Source organism: Streptomyces sp. NPDC087420 (assembly GCF_044744165.1).
GTDB lineage: Bacteria > Actinomycetota > Actinomycetes > Streptomycetales > Streptomycetaceae > Streptomyces.
In genome coordinates this window covers 14300-30504 of record NZ_JBIUXU010000003.1, presented here as the reverse complement: position 1 = coordinate 30504, position 16205 = coordinate 14300, and the positions used below count along the sequence as shown (strand labels likewise).

Sequence of the window (16205 nt, the reverse complement as noted above, 5' to 3'; positions counted from 1 at the left end):
AGAAAAGGCGGCACCGACCCGCCATGCTCGCCTCGCGGCAAGAGGTCGCTCTAGGCGACGAAGGTTGGGCCCGGGGGCTTGGATCGGGTCGGTGCCATGACCAGGCTAACAAACCACTCCGGAAAGTGATTCCTTCCTGACGAGTTGACCGGGAATCAATCCCGGAGCAGGTCCGGCACCCCCTCCGCGTCGGGCTCGTCCCGGACCCCCGACACGACCGTGAGCTGCTGCGTCGCCCGGGTGAGCGCCACGTACAGGACACGCAGCCCGGCCGGGGACTCGTCGGCGATCTCCGCCGGGGAGACGACGACCGTCGCGTCGTACTCCAGGCCCTTGGCCTCCAGGCTGCCCAGCGCCACCACCCGCGGCCCCAGTTCGGCCAGCCAGCGGGCCGCCTGCTCACGGCGGTTCATGGCCACGACCACGCCGACCGTGCCGTCCACCCGCTCCAGCAGGTCCCGCGCCTCCGCCCGTACGGTCGCGGCGAGATCGCCGTCCCGTACGACGGTGAAGCGCGGGCGTACGCCGGTGGAGCGCACCGCGGACGGCGACTCCATCCCGGGCATGGCGAGTGCCAGGACCTTCGCGGCCAGCTCGGCGATCTCGGCGGGGTTGCGGTAGTTGACGGTCAGGGTGAAGCGGCGGCGCGGGCGGTTGCCCAGCGCCTCGTCCCTGGCCTCCGCCGCCTCGTCGGGATCCGTCCAGGACGACTGCGCGGCGTCGCCCACGACCGTCCAGGTGGCGTGCCGGCCGCGGCGGCCGACCATGCGCCACTGCATCGGCGTCAGGTCCTGCGCCTCGTCGACGATGACGTGCGCGTACTCCGTACGCTCCGCCGCCAGCCGCTCCGCCCGCTCGCGCTGGGTCTCCTCGCGCTGCGGCATCAGCTCCTCCAGACCGGTGAGCTGGTCCAGCGGGTCGAGTTCACGGCGCTGCTTCCTGGGACGCGGCGGCGAGCCCAGCAGGGTCTCCAGTTCGTCGAGGAGCGCCACGTCGTGCACGGACAGCGGCCCCTTGCCGTCGGCGCCCAGCCGCCTGAGCGAACGGGCCAGGCGGCGGTTCTCGCCCTGGTTGAGCACCCGCCGGCTCCAGCGGCCGAGGCGCCGCTCGTCCGCCATGGCGGCGAGCACCCCGCGCGGGGTCAGCTCGGGCCACCAGGCGTCCAGGAACTCGATGAAGCTGTCCTCGGACGCGACGTCCTCGTCGAAGCCGCCGCGCAGTTCGGCGGCGAGTTCCGCGTCGCCCTTCGACGCGTACTCACCGGCCCGGGCCGCGGCTCCGGACTTGGACCAGAGGGCGTCCAGGAGGAGCTTCCTGGCGCGCGGGCGCAGCAGGTTCACGGGGGCGGTGCCGCTGAGCGCGGACTGCCGTACGCGGTTCAGCTCCTCGGCGTCCAGCTCCAGGCGCCGCCCGAAGGCGACGACCCGCAGCAGGTCGGTCCGTACGGCCGGGGTGCGCGGCTCACCCTCCAGCGCGCTGGCCCCGCCGGAGTCCGTGGCGGATTCCGTACGGGAGTCCGTACCGGATTCCTCGCCGAAGGCGAGCTGTCCGGTGCCGAGCTGTCCGGTACGGGGACCACCGCCCCGCCGCCGGTCACGGCCGCCCCGGCCCTCCTGGGACCCCGCGCGCCCGCCCGCCGCCCCGGTGGACCCACCGAGGCCCGCGGAGGGCTCCAGGGCCCCCCTGACCGCTGTACGCAGCACCTTCAGCATTCTGGCCGAACCCTTGACACGGGCGACGGCCGGTTCGTCGTACGCGGTGGCCTCGGCGCCGTCCACCAGGGAGCCGACCGCGCGGATCGCGACCTGGCCCTCCTCGCCCAGGGACGGCAGCACGCCTTCCGTGTACGCGACCAGCAGCGGCGTCGGCGAGACGATCAGGATGCCGCCCGCGTACCGCCGCCGGTCCTGGTAGAGCAGATACGCCGCGCGGTGCAGCGCGACCGCCGTCTTTCCCGTGCCGGGCCCGCCCGACACCTCGGTGACGGAGGCGGCGGGGGCGCGGATCACCAGGTCCTGCTCCGCCTGGATGGAGGAGACGATGTCGCGCATGGTGTGGCTGCGGGCCTGGCCCAACGCCGCCATCAGCGCGCCGTCCCCGATGACGGCCAGGGAGCGGCCGTCCAGCGAGGCGGTCAGCTCGGGGCGCATCAGGTCGTCCTCGACCCCCAGGACCCGACGGCCCTTGGAGCGGATCACGCGCCGGCGCACGACCCTGCCGGGATCGACCGGGGTGGCGCGGTAGAACGGCGCGGCGGCCGGCGCCCGCCAGTCGATGACCAGCGGCGAGTAGTCGGAGTCGAGGACCCCGATCCGGCCGATGTGCAGCGTCTCGGCGATGTCGGCGGTCAGATCGGTCCTGATGGCGTTGTCGGCCGGGTCGACCGAGGTGTACGCGCCGTCCGGGCCCTTCTTGCCGTCCTTGCCGGGCAGCAGGTCGATCCGCCCGAAAAGGAAGTCCTCGAACTCGTTGTTGAGCCGGTTGAGGTGGATCCCGGCCCGGAAAACCTGTGCGTCGCGCTCGGCGAGGGCGCCCGGCGTACCGACCTGCCCCCGTTTGGCGGCGTCGTTCATCAGGAACTCCGCCTCGTGGATCTTCTCCTCGAGGCGGCGGTACACCTGATCCAGATGGTGCTGTTCGACGCCGATCTCCCGGTCGCGTACGGAGTCGTTCCCCGTGTCGCGTCCGGGATCTACAGCGGGTCCAGCGGATTCAACAGCGGCATCCTGCGCGGCCACCGAGGCCCCCTTCGTGACGTGCAACGGGCAGCCGTCAACCGTACGCGAAGGGGGCGGCTGTGTCAGGCGTCGACCTTCACCAGTGACTTGCCGTCGAACGTCCGGACCTCGAAGTGATCGATGTCCTTGGCCTGCATGGCCGTACCGCCGTGGACGTACAGCGGTGCGCGGGACCACTCGTTCGGCCCGTCCGGGATGCCGTACCCCCACGCGGGGACGGTCCAGGAACTGGTGGTCTCCTCCTCGCCGGTCTTGGAGACGGCGATCAGGCTGCACTTCTCCGGGCCTTTGAGGTTCTTGAGCTCCAGCACCGTGTCGGTGCCCCAGCCCTTCGCCCCCATGGCGACGGTGGCGGTGACCTTGGTGGTCGGGTCGGTCGCCGTGACCTTGTCGGCCATCCCGGCGAAGGCATCCTTGGCCGCGTTGGCCGACGGCCTGGACGTGGGTGTGCCCACCGCCACGTTGTCCGCCTTGCCGTCGCCCGAGGTCGCGACCACGGCCGCGAGGGGTCCTCCGACGATCAGCGCGGCGGCGGCCGCGACCAGGTACATGCCCCGGCGCTTGCGCTTGGCGCGCTTGGCCGCGACCTCGTCGACCAGCCGGTCGAGGAGCTGCGGGCTCGGCTGTACGGAGACACTGGGGGTCGCCTGCCGCGAGGGCGGGGCCGGCAGCTGCGCGAAGGGGTCGAGCCGCCCCGAGGCGCCGGCCTGTCCGAAGGGCAGCTGCCCGAAGGGCGACGCCCCGGGCGGGGCCTGCCCGAAGGCACCCTGGACGACCGACCCGCCGCCGATGCCGGCACCGGGCGCGCCGAACGCTCCCGGGCCGTCCGCGAGCATGGCCAGCATCGGCTCCATCCCGGAGAACTCCTCCAGGTGTACGGCGCAGATCTGGCAGCCGGCCAAATGCTCCTCGAAGGCGGTGGCCTCGGCGTCGTCCAGAACACCCAGGACGTACGCGCCGACGGTTTCGTGCACAGCACTGTCGTCGCCCGGTCCGTACTGATCGTGCGTGGTCATGCCGAGACCCCCCTCTCCTCCAGCGCGAGCTTCATGGAACGCAGTGCGTAGAACACACGTGAACGCACGGTCCCGCTGGGTATGCCGAGCGTCTCTGCGGCCTCGTTGACCGTACGGCCCTTGAAGTACGTCTCTACGAGCACTTCCCTATGGGCAGGGGTCAAATCATCGAGCGCATCTGAGAGCGTCATCAGCCACAACGCCTTGTCGATCTCGTCCTCCGCGGGCATGACCTCCAGCGGCGACGGATCGACCTCTTGTGGCCGGGCCTGCCGGCTGCGGTGACCGTCGATGACGATACGCCGGGCGACCGTCACCAGCCAGGGTCGGACAGAGCCGGTCGCCCTGTTGAGCTGACCGGCGTTCTTCCAGGCACGGATGAGCGTCTCCTGCACGACGTCCTCGGCCCGCTGCCGATCGCCTGCGACCAGACGCAGTACGTAGGCGAGCAACGGTCCGGCGTGTTCCCGGTAGAGGGCGCGCATCAGCTCTTCATCAGGTGCTGAGGAAGAGTCGGTACGGGGTGCCTCGCTCCGGTGTCGGGCCCGGTGAGGACGGTCATCGGCCACGGCCGCATCCTTGCGCACCTGGAACCTCCCGGTCGAGACCTTCATGGCTGCTTCTCATGCATCACTACGGTCACGGTGGGAGGGTTCACTCAACGAGGAGTGAGAAAGTTTAAAAATCTTCGCCGCGTCTTGTTGGCGTTCTCCTTGCCGGTCCTCTTGTCAGACTTCTTGTCAGGGAACCGCGGCCTTCTTGTCAGAGGACCGCGGCGGCCCTGCGGCGGTGGCGGGCGACCCGCTCGCGGTTGCCGCAGACCTCGCTGGAGCACCAGCGCCGGCGCCGGCCGCGCGAGGTGTCGAGGTACATCCGCCGGCAGCTGTCGCCGTCGCACTGGCGCAGCCGGGACCGGGCGGCGGGATCCGTGAGCAGGTCCACGGCGTCCCGCGCGATCGCCGAGAGGAGCGCCTCGCACCCGGGCTCGCCGGCCAGCACCCGTACCAGACCGCCGTCCTCGTCCCGTACGGCCCTGATCCCGGGCGGCGCCCCGGCCGCCAGCGCGTTGACGCGCTCCAGCGCGCCCCCGGCGTCGTGTCCCTCGATCTCGGCGCGCACCAGCCGGCCGATGCCCTCGCGCAGCTCCGCGAACCGCCCGACCCAGCCGCCGTCAACCGCGACGAGCGCGGTGCCCTCCGGGACCAGTCCTGAGCCGACCAGCCACCGCTCCAGCCGGTCGGCACGGTCGAGCCGCTCGGCCCGCTCGGCCCCTCTGGGAGCGGGTTCCCCGGTCGCGACCAGGTCCAGGCAGACCCGCCCTGAGTCGAACCGCCACTCGTACGAGCCCATGCCCGCCGCCATGTGCCTGTCACCGCCTCGGGGTTCACCGGGGAGCGCCGTCGCCGCGCCGTCCTCTCAGAGTGCCTGCCCCGAAGCGCGTCCGGAACCCCTGCTACCGGCACGCCGTGATGTCAGCCGGCCCCGTACTTGGTGTCGGCCGACGGGTCCAGCGCCAGCCGGTAGCCGCGCTTGACCACCGTGTGGATCAGTGTGGGGGCGCCCAGCGCGGTCCTGAGCCGGGCCATCGCCGTCTCCACCGCGTGTTCGTCGCGCCCCGAACCGGGCAGCGCCCGCAGCAGTTCCCCGCGCGACACCACCCATCCCGGCCGCCTGGTCAGCGCGTGCAGCAGGGCCATGCCCGCCGGGGGTACGGGACGCAGGTCGCCGTCGACCAGGACGGCGTGGCCGCGTATCTCGACGCGCCGCCCCGCGACCGGCAACGTACGGGCGCGGGCGGGCAGTTCGGCGCAGAGCACCTGGACGAGCGGGCCCATGCGGAAGCGGTCCGGCTGGACGGTGTCGATGCCCCGCGCCTGGAGCGGCAGCGCGGTGACCGGTCCCACACAGGCCGCCAGCACGTCGTGGTGGAGGGCGCCGAGCAGGTCGGCCAGCCGGCCCCGGTCTTCGGCGCGCGCGAGCATCGAGGCGGCGGCGGCCGCGCTGGTGAAGGTGACGGCGTCCACGGCGCGGGCGACGGTGGCCTCGATCAGGCGGTCGACGGGTCCGGGGTCCGCCGGGGGCATCCACCGGTGGACGGGTACGACAACGACGTCGGCGCCCCCGGCCCGCAGCGACTCGGCGAATCCGGGCAGGGGTTCGCCGTGCAGCTGCACGGCGATCCTGCGGCCCTCGACGCCCTCCCCCAGCAGCCGTTCCAGCACGTCGGCCATCGACTCGGACGGCGGTGACCAGGCCTCGACGAGCCCGGCGGCCCGGATCGCGCCCCTGACCTTGGGCCCCCGGGCGAGCAACTCCACCCCGCGCAGGCGGTCGAGGAGTTCCTCCCCGCGTCCCCAGCCGCCGGCGGCCTCCACCCAGCCGCGGAAGCCGACGGCCGTGGTCGCCACGGCCACGTCCGGCGCGTGCTCGATCAAGTCCTCGGTGGCGGCGCGGAGTTCGGTGTCGTCGGCGAGCGGCACGATCCGCAGGGCGGGCGCGTGCAGGACGACGCCCCCGCGGCGCCGGAGCAGCTCGCCGAGTTCGGCCGCGCGCCGGGCCGCCGTGACGCCGATCGTGAACCCCGAGAGGGGGCCGTGCTGTTGTCCGTCCATGCCTCGCCGGCCCCGCTCGTCCGTCACCCGTCACCGTTGAGGCGACCGAGCCTGCCAAGGGTGCGTGACAGGCCCGGTGCGCGGGTATTTCGGCGGCGTTACGTACGGGCCGCCACCGACCCGTACGCCACCGGGTCTGGGCTCGACCTCCACCCGTACGGACCCCGGCGCGGGCGGGCGAAGGTATACCGCCCTTGCGGAGGCGGCGGTCAGACGCCGAGGGCGGGGAGGACGACCGCGTCGAGGTAGTCCGTGAGGAACGCGCGGTCGACCGGCTTGTCCTCGATGAGCTGCCGCGCGACAAACGCGCCCACCAGCATGTGGGTGACGAAGGGGAACGCGGGATGGTCCGCCGGCAGCTCGCCGCGGTCCACGGCGCGCCGCAGCAGTATGCCGAGCCCCGTCATCTCCGGCTCGACCAGCAGCTCGCGCAGCGCCCGGTGGAGGTCGGGGTTCGCGTGCACGACGTGGAGCAGGCTCCGCATCAGGGCGGCGTCCTCCTCCATCTTGCAGTCGTCGCTGAGGCTGGCCATCGCGTGGAAGTCCCCGCGGAGCGATCCGGTGTCGATCTCCTGGAGCGCGGCGGGCTTGTTGTGCCGCAGCGCGCGGACCACCAGCTCGGCCTTGCTCCCCCACTGGCGGTAGAGCGTCGCCTTGCTGGAGCGGGTACGGGCGGCGACGGCGTCCATCGTCAGCGCGTCGTACCCGAGCTCCCGCAACAGGTCGAGCACCGCCGCGTACATCTCGGCCTCACGCTCCGGCTTGAGCCTGGTGCCTGCCACGGCCGATCACCTCCACCAACGAACGAAACTGTTTCGTACACTACCAACGTACCCCGGACCTGCCCCACCCCCGCGACCTGGAGCGTTGCACATCCGCGAACGGGAGCGTCGCACATCCAGGGCGTGAGGAGGTAGCCACCGGCAGTGAATCTTTTGCGTTTCGGCCGGGGCGGTCCTATGGTCAGCTGAGTACGAAACAGTTTCGTTCTCCTTTGCCGTCCCACTTCAGGAGTCCGGCCCATGGCAGCCAAGTCCCCCGCCGACACGTCCGTCGGTGACCCCGTACCCCAGCAGAACAAGGTCCCGCCCGATACGGCGCGGGAGACGGACAAACCGGAGCGCGCGAACCACCGGTGGTGGGTGCTGACCGTCATCGCGCTGGCCCAGCTGATGGTGGTCCTCGACGCGACCGTCGTGAACATCGCCCTGCCCTCGGCCCAGCAGGCGCTCGGCTTCAACGACAACAATCGGCAGTGGATCGTCACGTCGTACGCGCTCGCCTTCGGCAGCCTGCTGCTGCTCGGCGGACGCCTGGCCGACCTCCTCGGCCGCCGGATCGTCTTCCTCATAGGCGTCGTCGGCTTCGCCGGCGCCTCGGCACTGGCCGGGGCCGCACAGAACTTCGAGGTGCTGGTCACCGGCCGCGCCCTCCAGGGCGTGTTCGGCGCGATGCTCGCACCGGCCGCGCTGGCCCTGCTCAACACGACCTTCACCGGGGCCAAGGAGCGCGCCAAGGCCTTCGGGATCTACGGCGCCATCGGCGGCGCGGGCGGCGGCGTCGGCCTGCTGCTCGGCGGTCTGCTCACCGAGCACCTGAGCTGGCGCTGGACGCTCTACGTCAACCTCTTCTTCGCCGTGTTCGCCTTCATCGGCGGCCTGGTCTTCCTGCGCAAGGGCGCCCCGGCCGACCGGCCGAAGCTGGACCTGCCGGGCACCGTCCTGGTCACCACCGGCCTCTTCGGGCTGGTCTACGGCTTCTCCAACGCCGAGACGCACGACTGGAGCTCCCCGCAGACGTGGGGCTTCCTGCTGGCCGGCGGGATACTGCTGGCGGCGTTCAGCTGGTGGCAGACCAGGTCGAAGCACCCGCTGCTGCCGCTGCGCGTCCTGCTCGACCGCGACCGCGGGGCGTCCTTCACGATGCTCGCCATCTCCGGTGCGGGCATGTTCGGGGTCTTCCTCTTCCTGACCTACTACCTCCAGTCCTCGCTGCACTACACGCCGGTCAAGACCGGCCTCGCCTTCCTGCCGATGATCGGCATCCTGATGGTCGCCGCGACGCTGGTCACCAACAGCCTGCTGCCGAAGTACGGCCCCCGGCCGATCGTCCCGCTGGGCATGGCGATGGCCGCCGTCGGCATGGCGTGGCTCACCGCGCTCGACCTGACCAGCACCTACTCGGCCCATGTGCTCCCGCCGCTGCTGGTCATCGGCTTCGGACTCGGCCTGGTGATGCCGACCGCGATGAGCGTGTCCACCTCGGGGGTCTCCGCGGAGGACGCGGGGGTCGCCTCGGCCACCGTCAACACCATGCAGCAGGTGGGCGGTTCGATCGGCACCGCGCTGCTGAGCACGCTGGCGGCGAGCGCGGCGACGAACTACCTGTCGGACCGGAAGCCGACCCCGGTGGCGCTCGCCCAGGCGCAGCTGGAGAGCTACTCGACCGCCTACTGGTGGTCGGCCGGCATCTTCGCCGTCGGCGCGGTGCTCGCCCTGGTGATGTACCGGGGCGGCCGTCCGCAACCGGCTCCGGAAGGAATCCAGGCCGTCCACATGTAGGCGGTCACGGACGGCACGCGGGCCCGGCGAGGTCAGCGGGAGGCGGCGGCCGGGTGCGGGTGGTTCTCCAGCTCCCGGCCGTACGCCAGCGCCGCGCCGTGGTCGCCCACCCGCCGCGCGTCCGCGCGCTGCTTGCGCAGGGCGGCGCAGACGTCGCAGCCGGAGAGCGCGCGCTCGCGCGCTCCCGGGTGGTCGCGGCCTTGTTCCGACATTCGCATGTGCCTTCCGTCCTCGCGCCGATCCGGTCCGTTTCCGTCCTCGCACAAGGATCGGTACGTTTCGGCGCGTCCGGGCAGAGGCGGGCCGTAGCCGGGGCGACAGAGGACACAGACGGGGGACACGGAGCGCGCCGAAGTGGGCGCACGCCCCCGGGTCACGTACGGGACTCAGGCCGGCCAGAGCCGTGGGCGGCGTCTCGCCGCGGCGTCCTCCACCCAGCCCACCGCCAGGATCATCAGGCCGATCAGCGGCCAGACCAGGATCAGGCTCAGCACCCCGTACGAGGCGTCCAGTTCGGCCGAGAACGCGTCGATGCCCGGGATGTTCCAGAGCTGGTCGATCATCGGGACCGTCGCCATGATCAGCAGGTTGTGCCAGAGGTAGATCGTCACGGCACGGTTGTTGGCCAGGGTGACCAGCGGGTCGAACCGCGCCAGCCGGCCCGGGAGTTCGCGCCAGGACGGGGCGTACTGGAGCAGGATCGCCACGAACCCCAGCGACCAGGTCGCCTCGGTGAGGGGCATCTCGTCGAGGTTCCACCCCTCGGGGCCCGGATGGCCCGAGGCCCACCACAGGCCGAAGGCCATGACCAGCGCGGCCAGCGAGACCGTCAGATAGCGCGGGATCCTCCGGAACAGCCCGTCCTGGTGGGCGAATCCGAGCACCCAGCAGGCGCCGTACACCGCGAAGTCGGTCACCGCGAGGCCGGTCTCGCCGGGGATCGTCAGCAGACCCGTCTCGATCGCGGCGGTGAGGACGAGCGGGAACGCCAGCGCCGCCCACGGCACCTTGCGGAACGCCCACAGCAGCACGGGGGACGCGAGGACGAACCATACGTACGCGCGGATGTACCAGAGCGGTCCCACCGCCTGGTCCGCCCAGGACTCCTCCAGCCAGCCGCTCGCCGACCCGCTCGGGTCCGGGTACGGCGGGGAGCCGAGCGGCAGGAGGTAGTTGCCCAGCTTGGCCAGACCCCACAGCCCCTCCTCCCGCGCCGGGTGCCAGCCCAGCAGGAAGATCACCGGTACGACCACCGCCGCGAACGCCCACATGGGCGGCAGCAGCCGGCGCAGCCGCCCGCGGATCACGCTCCAGGGGGTGCGGCTGGAGAGCGAGCGGGCCATCAGCGAGCCCGCCAGCGCGAACATCACGCCCATCGAGGGGAAGACGATCGTCAGCCAGGCCCACCCGAAGACATGGAAGACCACGACGCGGACGAGCGCGACCGCGCGCAGCAGATCGAGGTAGCGGTCACGGCCGGGAACGGCTTGCGCGGCGCCGGTCTGTGGGGCTCCCGTCCGCGAGGCGCCGGCCTGCGGAGCGCCTGTCTGCGGAGCGCCGGTCCGCGCGACCGCCTTGTGCCGCGCTCGGGGTACGCCCCCGGTGTCCACCGAAGGAACGCTCATGCCACCGGCCTCCGCTCACCGCTGCGTCCCCGTGGGGCCGGCACCGAGCCCGGTGCCTCCACCACTCCCGTACGGCGCAGCTTCTGCCAGCGCAGCCGGCCGCCGGTGAGCGCGGTGATCCAGGACTGGAGCAGCACGACGTACATGAGCTGCCGGTAGAGGATCTGCTGGAGCGGCAGGGAGATCAGGTGGGTCATCCGCTCCCGGTCGAGCCGGAAGGCGTACGCGGCGCAGACCGCCTGGACGAGCAGGACGCCGAGCCACGCCACGATGGTCTTCTGGGTCGGTCCGAAGACCAGGCCGTACAGCAGGAACACGTCGATCAGGGGCGCGAGCAGCGGCGCCAGCACCATGAAGAGGGAGACCAGCGGCAGCCCGACACGGCCGAAGCGGCCGGAGGGCCCGCGTTCGACCAGGGCCCCGCGGTGCTTCCAGATCGCCTGCATCGTGCCGTAGCTCCAGCGGTAGCGCTGGGACCACAACTGCTGGACCGACTCGGGCGCCTCGGTCCAGGCGCGGGCGCGCTCGGCGTACACGACACGCCAGCCGTCGCGGTGCAGGGCCATGGTGATGTCGGTGTCCTCGGCGAGGGTGTCGTCGCTCATCCCGCCGACCCGCTCCAGGGCCTGGCGCCGGAAGGCGCCGACCGCGCCGGGGATGGTGGGCATGCAGCGCAGCAGGTCGTACATCCGCCGGTCCAGGTTGAAGCCCATCACGTACTCGATGTGCTGCCAGGCCCCGATGAGGGTGTCGCGGTTGCCGACCTTGGCGTTGCCCGCCACGGCTCCGACGCGCGGATCGCCGAAGGGCTGCACCAGCTCGCCGACGGTGGAGGGCTCGAAGACGGTGTCGCCGTCCATCATCACGATGATGTCGTGGCGGGCGTGTGCGATGCCGTTGTTGAGCGCGGCGGGCTTTCCGGCGTTCTCCTGCCGTACGACGTGGACGTTGGGCAGCCACATCTCCTCGACGATGTCGGCCGTCCCGTCGGTGGAGCCGTCGTCGACGACCACGACCTCGATGGGGTGGCCGCTCTCCATCAGGGAGCGGACGGTGTTGGCGATGCACTCGCGTTCGTTGTACGCGGGGACGAGCACGGTGACCGGTTCGGTGACCGGGTCGCCCCAGCGGAAGCCGCGGCGGCGGACCTTGCGCGCGTGCGCGAAGGACAGCGCCAGCATCAGGCCGAAGCGGACGAGGACGAGAACGCCGATCACGGCCAGGCCGACGGCCAGGACATCGGTGACGCTGTCCGAGAGGGTGACCGCGGCCACCCAGGCCTTCCCCTTCCACAGGTCGGCGCCGGTGACCGGGGTGAGGGCGCTGGGCGCGCCGAGCGCCTCGGTGAGATTGACGAAGCGGAAGCCGCGCTCCTGCATGGCGGGCAGATAGCGGCCGAGGGCCTCGACGGTCTGCGAGCGGTCGCCGCCGGAGTCGTGCATCAGCACGATCGAGCCCCGGTGGCCCTTCGGGGTGGCCCACTCCACGATCCTGTCGGCGCCGGGCCGCTTCCAGTCCTCGCTGTCGACGCTGTCGAGGACGGTGATGTAGCCGAGGCTGCCGATGTACTTCGTGACCGGCCAGGACTTATTGTCCATGGCGTCGGCGAAGGAGGAGTACGGCGGGCGGAAGAGCGAGGTCCTGACGCCGGCCGCGCCCGCCAGCGCCAACTGGTTCTGCGTCAGCTCCCAGTTGGTCCTGGTTCTGGTCTGGTACGAGAGGTCGGGGTGGCTGAAGGTGTGCAGGCCGACCTCGTGGCCCTCGTCCACCATCCGCTTCACCAGGGCCGGGTAGCGCGAGGCCATCGTGCCCGTCACGAAGAAGACGGCGTGGGCGTGGTACTTCTTCAGTTCGTCCAGGACCTTGGGCGTCCACCGCGGGTCGGGGCCGTCGTCGAACGTCAGGACCAGCCGGCCGTCGGGGATGCCCAGCGACTTCGCGGGGGCCGCGGCGGAGCGTGCGTCGATGACGGGGCCGCCGTCGAGGATCCGGTCGGGCACCTGGTCGGTGGCGACCGGGGGGCGGACGCGGTGGTCGGCGAGTATCTCGCTGTGGACGTAGCCGCGGAGCATGAGCATCGCGAGCATGGCGACGAGGACGAGCGACGGCAGCAGGTAGCGCATGGGCAGTCTGCGGCGGGCGGCGCGGGTGGTGCGGTTCTGACGAGAGGTACGGCCCTGGCGGGAGGTACGGCCCCGAGGGGCGGCGCGGTCCTGGCGGACGGCGCCGTCGTGGCGGGCCCGTCCGCCGGAGGACGTCCGGCCGTGGGCGGCGGCGCCGTCGGGTGGGCGTCTGCGGGAGGAAGGCATCTAGTGCGCTCCTTCCGCGGCCAGTTGCTGAGCCCCCGCCTGGTCCGGCGGCGGATCGGCCGGCGGGGTGGTCGGGTCGACGGGCGGGGGGCTGGAGTCCGGGGAGGCCGGTGGCGACTCGCCGCCACTCCCGCCGGCGGCGGTCCCGGGGTCGTCGACCGGGGGGCCGCCGGGTACGGACGGGGCCCCGGTGCCCGGGTCCGTACCGCCCGCACCTCCCGCCGCGCCCGCTCCCGCGCCGGCGCCCGCGGCCGTTCCGGCGCCGCCGGTCGGAGCCTTCACCGTGGCCCCGGGCTTCGACACACCGGGGACGGGCGTGCCCGTGGCGCCGGGCGGGACGCTGCCCGAAGGGCCGGGAATGGCCAGGCCGTTGGAGTCCGTCGCCGTGGGCAGGACCGCGGGTCCACCCGGCGCTTGTGAGCCTGATCGTGTCGCTGTTGGGGCTGGCTTGTTTTCGACCGTATCGGGTTTCTTTTTGTCCGCGAGGCCGGGTATTTGCAGCCACGGCGCGCTGGAGCTGCCGCCTATGACGGCCGCGCCCAGCATCACCGCGTAACAGGCGCAGGCGATCGCCACGACCCAGCCGGCCCGCCGGAACTTCCTGCCCCGCCGACCGCTGGCATCGACGAACACCGGGCCGTCGGAACCGTCCCCCTGACCCTCCCGCGCGGGACCTGACTCCTGCGCGGGGTGGGTACCCATGGGCAGCTCCGAGAGCTGACGACCGAGGCCATCCAGTTCGATAGTGACATCAATCGGCTCATGCGAATGCCCGATTCGGGCGCCATCTCGCCATTTTTCCACCACTGCGCACATCCCCCACTGACCGTCTTGGGCGCGCAATCGACTGGTCGGGCAGGCCGTCGGCCCAGGCCCCCACCTGAACCGGAATGCCCCCTACCACACCGCACCCGGACGACGAATGTAGCGCAAGGAGGTGGCGCCCGTACCTCGGCTTGACGGACACCATGCATCAATGCTGTGACGGGCGGGGAACCCAACTCATGGGTAACACTTCAAGCCACCCGCCGTCCCTGCCGAGTTCGACCGCAGCGGCCCGCAAAGCATTCACACCGGCGTGTTTCAGCCCCTCCCGCCACACCAGAAACACGGGTGACAGGGGTACGGGAGCGACGAGCGGCCGCAGCACCGCCCCCGGCATCTCCGGCGCGTCCACCACGGTGAGGACGGGGGTGCGATGTTTCGCCATGATCCGCCGGAACTCCTCCCGCCCGACGGCCATCGGCGCCGGATCTTCGACCGCGATGGACCGCCCCGCGAAGAGCTGCCGGGCCAGCGCGGTCCACTCCAGCGTCCGCGGATTACCGGCCCCCGCGTACACCCGCTCCCCGGCGAGCGCGGCGAGCGGCACCTCCGCGCGGCCGGCCAGCGGATGGTCGTACGGCAGCAGGACAGCCATCGGCTCGTACCGCACCAGCTGACACCGCAACCCGGCGCGCAGCCCCGGCGCGAGCCCGTCGAAGTACCCGAAGGACACGTCGAGCCGTCCGGCGAGCATCTCCACGGCGGCACCGGTCAGCCCGCTCTCGAACCGCGCCATCAGCTCGCATTCCGGGGCGAGTTCACGAGCCCGCGCCAGCACCCGCCCGGAGGTCAGCCCCTCGGAGTTGAGGTCCACGAGCAACGTCCTCGGCACATCGGCGCAGGCGGCGAGCAGGGCGTCCTGCGCCGCCAACACCCGCCGGGCATACGGCAGAAGCCGCTCACCGTCCCCCGTGAGCGCCACCTGCCGGGTGGTCCTGACGAAGAGTTCGACACCCAACTCCCGCTCCAGGCGCCGGATGTCACGGCTGAGGGCCTGCTGAGCGACGTACAGCCGCGCGGCGGCCCGGGTGAAGTGCAGTTCCTCGGCGGCGGTGACAAAGGCGCGGAGGAGTCTGGGTTCGATGTCTCGGGACATCCGCCGCATTCAACAACACAGGTGCGTGAATGGCCACTGATCAGGTGTTGGACCGCGCGCCGCACCGGCCGTGAGGGTGAGGCCATGCCTCGATTCACCGGCCGTCCACCCCAAGCCCATGAGCACGTACCGGCGTACCGGCGCCCGGCCCGGCGTGCGAATCCGTACGCCCGCCTCTTCGCGCCCCCGGGCGCCCGCGCCTTCACCGCCGGATCCCTGCTCGCGCGGCTCCCCGCCGGGATGTTCACCGTCAGCGCCGTGATCATGATCGCCGGACAGCGGGGCTCGTACGCGCTCGCCGGGGCCGTCACCGCCACCGGTCTCGCCGTCACCGCCCTGGTCGCCCCCGGGGTGGCACGCCTGACCGACCGGCACGGGCAGGCGCGGATCGCCGTGCCCGCCGCCGGGTTGGCCGTCCTCGGCTCACTCGCCCTGGTGCTCTGCGTCCGCCACCGCGCACCGGACTGGACGCTCTTCGCCGCGTACGCCGCGACCGCCACGACCCCCAACACGGGCGGCATGTCCCGTGCGCGCTGGGCCCGTCTGTTCCGCGCGGACACCCCGGAGCACCGGGCGGCGCGGCACACCGCCCGCTCGTTCGAACAGGCCGCCGACGAGCTGTGTTTCATGCTGGGGCCGGTGCTGGCCGCCGTGCTCTGCTCCGCGCTCTTCCCGGAGGCGGGCACGCTGGCCGGTGCGGTCCTCCTGCTGGCCGGGATCCTGGCCTTCGCGGCGCAGCGGTCCACCGAGCCACCGGCCTCCGGGGGTACGGGGGCGGCGCGCGCCCCTCTCCGCTCCCCCGCGCTGACCGCGCTGCTCGTCGTCCTCCTCGCCACGGGCGCGGTCTTCGGCGCGACCGAGGTCGTGACCCTCGCCTACGCGGACGGCGGCGGTCATCCCGCCTGGGCGGGCGGCGCGGTGCTGGCGCTCCAGGCCGGCGGGTCGTGCGCGGCCGGACTCCTGCTGGGCCTGCTCCCGCCGCCGCCCCGGGCCGGCCGCCGGCTGATGGCCTGCCTGGCCGCGATGAGCGCGCTGCTGGCCGTACCCCTGCTGGCCGCCGTGTCCGGTTCCCTGCCGCTGCTGGCCGGGAGCCTCCTGCTGGCGGGCGCGGCGACGGCCCCGACCATGGTGACGGCGATGGGACTGGTCCAGGGCCTCTCCCCGGCGGGCCGGCTGAACGAGGGCATGACCTTGGCCGTCACCGCCCTGCTCGGCGGCATCGCGGCCGGCTCGGCGGTGGGTGGCTGGACGGTGGAGCGCCTGGGCCCGGCGCTCGGGTACGCCGTCCCCCCGGCCGCCGCCCTGCTCGCCTTGCTGGCCGCGGTCGCCGGAGCGAGCGGACCGAGGGCCGGGGTGTCTGCGCCGTCCGGGCACGACTGAGGCCCCGCTGCCTTGGGGGCAGCGGGGCCTCGGCCTCACATGG

General features: G+C 72.4%; 13 protein-coding genes. 2 read left to right on the top strand and 11 right to left on the bottom strand.

Features of this window, described 5'->3' with window-relative positions:
• Positions 1-155: 155 nt before the first annotated feature.
• The 6 genes from ACIO1C_RS06165 to ACIO1C_RS06140 form a co-directional block, all read right to left on the bottom strand.
• Positions 156-2738 carry a HelD family protein gene (locus ACIO1C_RS06165; protein ID WP_401859171.1) on the bottom strand — a complete coding sequence of 861 codons (2583 nt, stop codon included), beginning with the start codon at positions 2736-2738 and terminating at the stop codon, positions 156-158.
• A 62-nt stretch (positions 2739-2800) separates the two neighbouring features.
• Positions 2801-3754 carry a zf-HC2 domain-containing protein gene (locus ACIO1C_RS06160; protein ID WP_401859169.1) on the bottom strand — a complete coding sequence of 318 codons (954 nt, stop codon included), beginning with the start codon at positions 3752-3754 and terminating at the stop codon, positions 2801-2803.
• Positions 3751-4368 carry a sigma-70 family RNA polymerase sigma factor gene (locus ACIO1C_RS06155; RefSeq protein WP_161307379.1) on the bottom strand — a complete coding sequence of 206 codons (618 nt, stop codon included), beginning with the start codon at positions 4366-4368 and terminating at the stop codon, positions 3751-3753. The genes ACIO1C_RS06160 and ACIO1C_RS06155 overlap by 4 nt, the downstream gene beginning before the upstream one ends.
• 148 nt (positions 4369-4516) lie before the next feature.
• A complete protein-coding gene (locus tag ACIO1C_RS06150; protein ID WP_401859167.1) occupies positions 4517-5116 on the bottom strand; it encodes a CGNR zinc finger domain-containing protein in 600 nt (199 codons plus the stop codon).
• 110 nt (positions 5117-5226) lie between these two features.
• The gene (locus ACIO1C_RS06145) at positions 5227-6366 is read right to left on the bottom strand and encodes a uroporphyrinogen-III synthase (RefSeq protein ID WP_401859165.1); all 1140 of its coding nucleotides are present in this window, start codon (positions 6364-6366) and stop codon (positions 5227-5229) included.
• A 209-nt stretch (positions 6367-6575) separates the two neighbouring features.
• Positions 6576-7148, bottom strand: coding sequence for a TetR/AcrR family transcriptional regulator (locus ACIO1C_RS06140; RefSeq protein ID WP_401859163.1), 573 nt, complete (start codon positions 7146-7148; stop codon positions 6576-6578).
• Positions 7149-7388: 240 nt separating this feature from the next.
• Between ACIO1C_RS06140 and ACIO1C_RS06135 the strand changes: the two genes are divergently transcribed.
• A complete protein-coding gene (locus ACIO1C_RS06135) occupies positions 7389-8927 on the top strand; it encodes an MFS transporter (protein ID WP_401859161.1) in 1539 nt (512 codons plus the stop codon).
• Positions 8928-8959: 32 nt separating this feature from the next.
• Here the strand turns inward: ACIO1C_RS06135 and ACIO1C_RS06130 are convergent, their stop codons facing one another.
• The 5 genes from ACIO1C_RS06130 to ACIO1C_RS06110 all read right to left on the bottom strand — a co-directional run bounded on the left by ACIO1C_RS06130 (position 8960) and on the right by ACIO1C_RS06110 (position 14782).
• Positions 8960-9139 (bottom strand): hypothetical protein, encoded by a 180-nt coding sequence (locus ACIO1C_RS06130; protein ID WP_401859160.1) that lies wholly within the window; start codon positions 9137-9139, stop codon positions 8960-8962.
• A 174-nt stretch (positions 9140-9313) separates the two neighbouring features.
• Positions 9314-10552 carry an acyltransferase gene (locus tag ACIO1C_RS06125; protein ID WP_401859158.1) on the bottom strand — a complete coding sequence of 413 codons (1239 nt, stop codon included), beginning with the start codon at positions 10550-10552 and terminating at the stop codon, positions 9314-9316.
• Complete coding sequence (locus ACIO1C_RS06120) at positions 10549-12675, bottom strand: glycosyltransferase (RefSeq protein WP_401859930.1); 2127 nt, start codon at positions 12673-12675, stop codon at positions 10549-10551. The genes ACIO1C_RS06125 and ACIO1C_RS06120 overlap by 4 nt, the downstream gene beginning before the upstream one ends.
• Before the next feature lie 186 nt (positions 12676-12861).
• Positions 12862-13563: a hypothetical protein gene (locus ACIO1C_RS06115; protein WP_401859156.1), complete on the bottom strand. Its 702-nt coding sequence runs from the start codon at positions 13561-13563 to the stop codon at positions 12862-12864.
• 271 nt (positions 13564-13834) lie between these two features.
• Positions 13835-14782 (bottom strand): LysR family transcriptional regulator, encoded by a 948-nt coding sequence (locus tag ACIO1C_RS06110; RefSeq protein WP_401859154.1) that lies wholly within the window; start codon positions 14780-14782, stop codon positions 13835-13837.
• An 84-nt stretch (positions 14783-14866) separates the two neighbouring features.
• Between ACIO1C_RS06110 and ACIO1C_RS06105 the strand changes: the two genes are divergently transcribed.
• Entirely contained in the window at positions 14867-16162 is a 1296-nt protein-coding gene (locus tag ACIO1C_RS06105; protein ID WP_401859152.1) for an MFS transporter, read from the top strand.
• The last annotated feature ends 43 nt before the right edge of the window (positions 16163-16205 follow it).

Coding starts and splice junctions, on each gene's coding strand:
- ACIO1C_RS06125 (WP_401859158.1), bottom strand. CDS start 10,552: ATGAGCGTTCCTTCGGTGGACACCGGGGGCGTACCCCGAGCGCGGCAC.
- ACIO1C_RS06105 (WP_401859152.1), top strand. CDS start 14,867: ATGCCTCGATTCACCGGCCGTCCACCCCAAGCCCATGAGCACGTACCG.
- ACIO1C_RS06150 (WP_401859167.1), bottom strand. CDS start 5,116: ATGGCGGCGGGCATGGGCTCGTACGAGTGGCGGTTCGACTCAGGGCGG.
- ACIO1C_RS06120 (WP_401859930.1), bottom strand. CDS start 12,675: ATGCGCTACCTGCTGCCGTCGCTCGTCCTCGTCGCCATGCTCGCGATG.
- ACIO1C_RS06155 (WP_161307379.1), bottom strand. CDS start 4,368: ATGAAGGTCTCGACCGGGAGGTTCCAGGTGCGCAAGGATGCGGCCGTG.
- ACIO1C_RS06110 (WP_401859154.1), bottom strand. CDS start 14,782: ATGTCCCGAGACATCGAACCCAGACTCCTCCGCGCCTTTGTCACCGCC.
- ACIO1C_RS06130 (WP_401859160.1), bottom strand. CDS start 9,139: ATGTCGGAACAAGGCCGCGACCACCCGGGAGCGCGCGAGCGCGCGCTC.
- ACIO1C_RS06115 (WP_401859156.1), bottom strand. CDS start 13,563: ATGGGTACCCACCCCGCGCAGGAGTCAGGTCCCGCGCGGGAGGGTCAG.
- ACIO1C_RS06145 (WP_401859165.1), bottom strand. CDS start 6,366: ATGGACGGACAACAGCACGGCCCCCTCTCGGGGTTCACGATCGGCGTC.
- ACIO1C_RS06160 (WP_401859169.1), bottom strand. CDS start 3,754: ATGACCACGCACGATCAGTACGGACCGGGCGACGACAGTGCTGTGCAC.
- ACIO1C_RS06135 (WP_401859161.1), top strand. CDS start 7,389: ATGGCAGCCAAGTCCCCCGCCGACACGTCCGTCGGTGACCCCGTACCC.